We start from the raw sequence: 8,032 nt of genomic DNA, 5'->3' as shown, positions 1-8,032 counted from the left end.
CGACCCCCGACTGGCGCTCCGACCCCCGCCACGGCCAGGGCGGACTCCCACCCGCGTCCACCGCACCCGCGACGCGCACCGACGACACTGACGAGACACCGCCCGGACCGCGACCCCACCCGGGACTGACCGACGGCATCACCGTCATGACCGCCCGCACACCCGACCCGGCCCAGCCGGGCACGAGCGGCGACGGCACCACCGCCCCGGTGTCCCGACCGCGGCCGCCGGAGGGCGCCCGCTCCCGACCGAACCCGGCCGAGGGGACGACGCCGCCCGCACCGGTCCGGACCGAGTACCCGGGCAGCCTCCGCCCGGACCGCTCCGGTCCCACCCGCCAACTGAACTATCTGACCGCGTCCGCCCTGGTCGGTCCGCACATGGCCGGTACGGAGAACGTCGACACGTTCGTCGACGACACCCTCTCCGGCATCGGCTCCCTGGGCGCCGACGACCGTCAGCGGTTCATGGACGCGTTCGCGGAGGTCTTCCGGGTCCACGGGCCCGACCCCTTCCTCGTACCCGGTGGCCACACGGTGCAGGTCCAGGGCCCGGAGGGGACGTGGTCGGCCACCCTGTCCCTGACCCCGTCCGACGACGGCTTCCGCCACGTCCCGACCCGTCCCGCGGGTGACAGCGCCCCGACCAAGTTCCTGCGCACCCAGGCCGCGGGGATCGGCGTCAACGCCCACGACAGCGGCTCCCGCGGCGGGAACAAGTCCACCGGTTTCAAGTTCACCGTCAGCCCCGCCTACGTGACCGACTGGGGCGTGGCCAGGTGGGGTCCGCTGTTCTCCTTCGGAGCACGGTACGGCTCCGGTGTGCGCGGTACGGGTGTGGGCGCCTCGCGCTCCGCCAACAGCGACACCGAGATCTGGCAGTTGGACGCGCCCGAACTCTACGTCACCGACGTGGACATGGACCTGACGGTCAGGCCCCCGGCCGCTCCGCCGACGACGGCCGCCCCGGCCGACGGTACGGACATCGCCCTCGTTCCCCGACCGCGCACCAGCAGGGGCCGGTCCACCAACGGCTTCTTCCTCAACCTGCCCGGTGAGGTGGTCGCGCACCCGGACATGCCGCGGAGCATCCGGCTGCACACGGGCCCGACCCCCGCTCCCGGTCAGCCGCCGCGCACCGTCGTGAACCACGCCGGGGTCGGTCACCCCGTCTCGGTCGGCGACATCACCCCGGTCACCGACGGCTCGGACGGCGGTACCGGTTCCACCCGCACCGGACTGGGGCGGTGGATCGCCGACCACCTGCTGGTCAACCCCCCGACGAGGGTCTCGCAGTGGGTGTCGGAGCACCTGCCGGGCGGCAGGGCCCGACAGCGGAGGCGGTTGGACGAGTTCCGCGGGGAGATCGAGCGCGGCTTCCACCCCGACCAGATCCAGAACCACCTGCCGCAGATCACCAGCACACCGTCGACCCTCACCGTCACCGGCCCCGACGGCACCCGAAAGATGATGACGATGTGGTCGGTGCCCACGTCCTACAGCCGCAAGGACGACTCGCCGCGGTTGATCGAGCTGCTGCACAACAGCACCTCCGCCAAGGGCACCGTCTCGTCGGTGAACCGCAGCAAGGGCGTCTCGGGCACGGGCGGCTTCGGGTTCGGTTTCCACATCGACCTGCCGGGAGGCCGCAGCGTCCGCTTCGACGCCCCCTTCTTCGAGTACACGTTCACGCACGGCTCCAACACCGCGAACACCCGCACCCAGAACGCGACGGCCAGCCGCTTCGCGCACGGCGAACCGCAGTACGCGGCCTACGACGTCGAACGGGACTTCTACGTGCGGTTCGAGGGCGAGTCCGACGTCCACCGCTTCCGCGGCAGCTCCGTCGACCTGCTGACCCTGGAGGACGCCCGGGCCCTGAGCGACCTCGCCGACCCGCCCGGAAGCCGCCCGACGGCCACCGGCGACCGGACCGCCACCCCCGGTCAGAGTTCCGTACCACGCAGGGTCCCCCCGTTCCCGAACCTGCGGGGCGAGCGCCTCACCGACCTGAGCGGCGCGAACATCCGGCAGTTCACCTGGCCCGCGCACACGGCGGGCCCCGCCCACGGAAACGCCGCCAACTCCGACGGGCGGACCGTCCACCAGGAGCTGGGGCACCGGATCCTGACCTCCATCGCCGAAAGACACCCCGGCATGGTCATCCCGGAGCTGGCACGCACGAGCGGAAACTACGCCCGCCGCCCCGGCAACGAGAACGCGGACTACTTCGAGCGCTCCTTCCGCGAGCACTGGGGACTGCGCCGCGACTACGAGGTCGCGCGTGAGAACACCATGCGGGTCCTCGACGCGGTCTCCGAGTCCAACCTCAAGAGCAACCGCGACGACCTCACCGCGGACGGCATCGCGGTCCCCCTCGTCGAGACCGCCTTCGTCGATCCACCCTCCACCGTCAGGGGCGAGGAGATCGTCCGCCCCGACTTCGTGACCGTGCGCGTCTTCGCCGACTTCGGCCCCCTGCGCCACACGGCCGAATCCGACGCCAGTTCCGGCACACGGGTCGCCGGAGCGGCCGGGACCAGCACCGAGGCGAACCGCTCGAACACACACTCGTACACCCTGAGCCTGGGGGCGAACCTCCGCCAGGACGACGGGGCCGACGCACGCGGTGTTCCGGCGACGATGTTCACCCCCAGCGCCTCGGGAACCTACGCGCACGGGAGCGGCCGCGGTGTTGGGCAGAGCCTCACCCACTCCGCCGAGGACCGGGTGATGTTCTCCGGTGGCAACGACGTGTGGACCAGCCAGACCAGGTTCGACGCCCGCCTGTACGAGCACGACGACCTCGGGCAGGTCCCCGACGATCCCCCGCTGCGCCGACGCGGCGTACCGGTGCTCGGCGACGGAGGCGTGAGCACCCTGACCACCGTGACCACACCCAAGGTGTCCGCACCCCCGCGTGTGCCCCCGGCACCCGCCCCGGTCACGACCGCCGCACCCGCCAACACCTCGGCACCCGCCCCGGGCAGCACATCCGCGCCGGGGCGGAACGCGGCCCCGGCGGTGACGCTGCTCGGCGCCGACGAGGCGTCGGCCGTCATCCGACGCGGCTTCGTTCCCGACCATCCGGTGACGCTGCTGCCGAACCCGGCGGAGGGCACGCACGGACCGCGACGGGACATGGCGGGGCACCGGGCCGACATGCTCCTCAAGCACGGCGCCACCATCGAGTTCGTCAACACCGACCTCGGAAACGGCCGGGCCCGGATGGGTCTGGTCGCGCGGACCTACGGCGCCTTCGGCCCCGGCCCGGACGGCACGCCCCCCGACTTCACCCGTAAGATCCAGAACTTCCTCGCCCACAAGCCCGCCTCCCGGTTCCTGTTCGAGAACCGGCTGTCGGGCCAGACCCTCGCGACCGACCACAGCGCCACCTCACCGTCCGGGGCACGTACCCGGCAGGAGATGAGCGGCGGGTTCCTCTCGCCGCACGACATCCGGGCGACCGTCGCCACCCTGGTCAACTTCACGTCGGTGACGGTCTTCTTCCCCGTGGACGCGCAGATCTGGTGGAACAGCGGGGCCCAGGTCAGCCTGTCGACCAACGACTTCCGATCCACGACCTGGTCCGGGCGCCTCGGAGCGGGCGGAACCGACAACCCCAACCGCGCGGGCACGGACGACTCCCTGCCCAGCGAGGCGGTCCGCCCCATCCCCATCGGCGGCCCCGCGTTCGGCTTCACGCCCCGCAGCGTGACCGACTCCACCACCCGCTCGCACGGCTTCTCCTCGTCGGTGCTGTTCATCCCGCAGGTCGCGTGGTCCTACGCGTTCCGCGGGTCCGGTGACATCACCCAGGCCCTGGAGTTCCTGAAGAACTGGAGCATCGGCCCCACCCTTCCGTGGAACATCCGCTACCGGGGGTGGCGGGTCCCGGTGGACGACCTGCTCTCGGGGTACGTGCACGCCCACGACGCCCACGCCTCCCACCTGGTCCAGGACGCGGTCGACGACGCCGGGGGCGGGCCCGCCCTCGGTTTCCAGCCCAACCCGAAGGCGCCGAACGATCTGGTCGTACGGCCGGGTTTCGAGAACACCGGCCGCCAGATGCGCCCGGCCGACCCCAACACGGCGATCCAGCGTCTGGTCGACGACCTGGGGAGCGAGGGCCTGGAGCTGACCGGCGACAGCCGCGAGCACCTCCTGCACACCCTGACCACGCAGTTGGGCAACAACCCGGCGAAGGCGGTCCCGGTCCCGGTCCGGGTCCGTCCGGCCGAAGGCACGCTGAAGACGGCCACCGACGCCAAGGTGTACGTGGACCTGCGGGCCACCACGACGCGCACGCGGTTCGTCTCGTTCGCGGGGGACTACATCGAGTCGCGGACCTGGACGGACACCAGCGGGAGGGGCGAGAGCCGCGGCACGTCGATCGGGGCGGGTGCGGACGTGACCCTGCTCCAGCCGACCGGCTACGACGGGGACGAGAGCGGTCCGGAGGGGCAGCCGGGCAGCCGTCCTCTGTTCGTCGCGCCCAACACCGGGGTGAACACGAGCTCGGGTGAGAACACGAGCAGGAACAGCTCGGACTCGCCGACCCGGACGGTCGAGATCCAGATGCAGGTCCCCTACGCCAAGATCATCCAGGACGCGCACCTCGGCCTCACCCTGGAGCTCTCCGAGCCCGTCTCCGGCACCTCCGGGGACCGGACCGGCGACAGCCGCTCCGGCGGTGCGCCGCGCACGGCGTTCACCGGCAGCGGCGACGGCGGTGAGATCGAGACCCTGTACCTGTTCTCCTATCTGGCCTTCGCCCAGCCTCCCGCCACCAGCACGTCCACCGACGGGACGGACACGCGCGGGACCCGGCCCCGGGCCCGGGACGGCCGGTCCCAGAACGGCCGGAACCACGGCGGCCGGAACCGGGACGGCCTGGGCTCCCCCGCTCCGGAGCACCCCGTGAACACGGGTTTCGCTTCGCTGTACGACATGATGACGACCTGGGCGACGAACACCCGCGGCGCCGCGGCGCCGGGCAGCGTCCCCTCGCCGGAGGTCATGAACGACATCGTGTTCCTGCCGGTCGCGGTACAGGACCACGGACAGGCGATCCGGGACACCGCCGCCGTCGTCCTGGCCAAGTCGCTGGAGTGGACACCTCCCGCCGACGCGGTGCGGGACGGCGCCTACACCCCCGAGGCGATCAGCGACGCCCGCTCCCACATCGCCGCGGAGCTCAAACTCGACACCCGGTCCAACGCGATCGACCGCACCCTGGACGACCTCGCCCTCCAGGGGCTCTACCCCAGTGCCTCCCGCAACGACGACGGCGTCCCGCTGCTGACCCTCGGCCGCACCGACTGGGGTGTCAAGGCGCTCCCGGACGTGTCCGACCCCAGGATCCTGGACGCGAGCCCCGGCACCAAGCTCACCGACAACCTCACCACCGGCGGTGCCGACAGCCGCAACCGCGGCGCGTCCTCCACCACTGGGGGCAGCGCGGACCCGTTCCGCCCCATGGGCCTGAGCACCGAGCCCCTCCACGACTACGACAAACACGAGGGCATCTACACCGGCAACGCCCCGGGCTACGGCTCCTCCCGCACGGAGGGGTCCGGTGGTGGCTCCGACCAGCCGGTCAAGCGCTACCCGGAGGCCGACCGTCTCAGGCTGGGCACCGCCTACCTGGTCGAGTTCGACACGACGTGGGCCATCGGCGCGGCCTCGAAGCCTCCGCGGTGGGCAGCCCTGACCGGCGGCACGGACGACCGCGGCCCCGAGGGGAACAGTCCCAGACGCTGGCAGCTCGGGGACACGACCGTCCGGCTCTCCGGGTGGGTGTCGGAGGCCGACGCGATCAGGATGGGCGTCCTCACCCGGACCCAGGCCGACCGGCTCCGACCGGCGCTGAACACGTTGTACGAGGCACGTCTGGCCTTCGCGGAGGCGGAGGCGGCCTACGCCGACGCGCGTCGCCCCCTGGAGCAGCTCGCCGACGACGTCGTCAACGGCCCGGACCGCGGTGCCGCCCGGGAGCGGTACGACACGCAGAAGGCCGCGTACGACCAGGCCCTGGCCGACCTCGACGACGCCGTCGACCGCTGGACGGCGATCCTCAGGAACACGAGGAACATCATCGAGAACCCCCGGGACATGAGGATCCCGGACCCGAAGGGCAAGGGGAAGGCGCCCGTCCGGGACCGGGACGGGGAGGGGGCCGCCTCCCGGTCGGCGGAGACCGGTTCCGACGCGCCCACCGTGACCCCGGACACGACCGCGGGGGACGGTACGGGCCTCCTCGGCGCCCTGCGGTCGACTCTGAACGTGGAGCCGACACCCCCGGGAGGCGGCACTCCCCCGACGGACGACGCGACCCGCAGGCGCCTGGCCGAGGCCGAGCGCGTGTCGGAACAGGCCCTGGGCCTGCGCGACCGCGCCGAGGAGCGCGGCGGACAGGCCCGGGACCTCAGGCGGGGGATCCCGGAGCTCCTCCGCGACGCCCGCGGAGCCGACGCGAACGTCACGCGACTGGAGCGGGTCGTTCGACGCCTGGACGAGAGGGACGTCCCGGCCGCCCGCCAGGACCGCGACACCGCCGTGGAGGCACGGAAGCAGCTCAGGGACCAACTCGCTCTCGCCCGTGAGGCCGCCGACGAGGCCGAAACGACCGCGGGAACCGCCGCCGAGCGCGCTGGCGAACGCGCCGGTCGGCACAGGGAACTGGAGGCGTCGGCCGCCGAGGCCCGGACCGAGGCGCGAAGCGCACGACGCGAGGCCGACGACGCCGTCACCCGGCACACCGGCGCCCAACGGGAGCTCGGCGCACGACTGCGGGAGACCACCCAGCTCACGCGGAGGACCACCGCCCTGCGTCAGCGGATCCAGGCGATGGAGGACACGGCCCGGAGCACCGGAGGGGAGGCGGGACCCTCCGCGCCCGGTGCCTCCGACCGCACTGACCAGGATCTCGCCCACCTGAGGACCGTGCTCAGCCGGAGCGAGGCCGAACTCCGTGACCGACAGGTCCAGGACACCGACGCGCGGGAGCGGGTCCAGGAACTCGGTCAGGACGCGCGCGGACTCGGGGACGCGGCCGACCAGGCGGAGCGGGAACGCGACACGGCACAGCAGCGGGCCGACGCGATGGGCGAGGAGGCGGAGCAGGCGCGACACGCCGCCCAGGAGGCCGCGGACGCCGCCGAGTCGGCCCGGAGGCAGGTCCACGACCTCGACACCGGGCTGGAGGAGGCGGAGGCCGAGGCCAGCCGCACACAGAAGCAGCTGGACACGCTGAACCGGCAGCTCCAGGACGCCCGGAACAGTGTCAGCGCCCACCGGTCCACAGCGCGCGACGCCCGCGCCAGGGCCGACGACCTGCGGAGGCGGGCGGACCGGCTGGACCGACAGGCCGAGGACGCACGGGGCGAGGCCGAGAGGCTGGAGAGGCACGTACTGCGTCTGCTGGCCCCCTCGACCGGGCGGGATGACCACGGCCCCACCGTCATGACCGTCCTCGTCGACCCCTCTGCGCACCCGGCCGGGGCGACGCCGAGCGAAGGTGCGCCGGGGTCCGGCGCCGATCGGGGCGGAACCGGTCAGGGTACGCCGCCACCGCCCGCAACACACGACGACGACGGCACCGACTGGCCACTCGGCGACACCGACGGTACCCAGGACGGCCCGCGGGACGTGTTCGGCCTCGCCGCACCGCCGCCCTGGCTGCCCGGCCTGGACCCCAAGGAACCCACCGGCCCCCTCACCAACGGCAAACCACTCTTCGACCCCAACGGACTGCTCCACCTGCCCTTCCCCGACACCACCGCCCCGACCACCCGCGACACCCCGCAGCAGACCACCGACCAGGGTCCGGAACAGACGCCGGACACCACCCCGTGGCCCGCTCCCCACGCCTGGGGCCAGGGCGCCCCACCCCAGGGCATGCGTGAGGGCCAGTCCTTCGAGTATCCGGGCCAGGGCGCGATGTACCTGTCCCTGGCCATGTCACCGCCGAGCATGTCCGACGAGCAGGCGTCGGTCGTGGACGCCTTCACCGCACCCGGCGGCGCCACCGC

Annotated in this window: 1 pseudogene; it reads left to right on the top strand. The window is 72.9% G+C overall.

The annotated features are described in order from the left end of the window. Positions 1 to 146: 146 nt before the first annotated feature. Positions 147 to 8,032: pseudogene (locus ACTVAJ_RS30265) on the top strand (hypothetical protein); the annotation flags it as partial.

The organism is Nocardiopsis sp. KDC1DS13DA1 (assembly GCF_055632325.1).
Note: the sequence above shows the minus strand (reverse complement) of the source record. Positions and strands in the feature narration are given on the sequence as shown.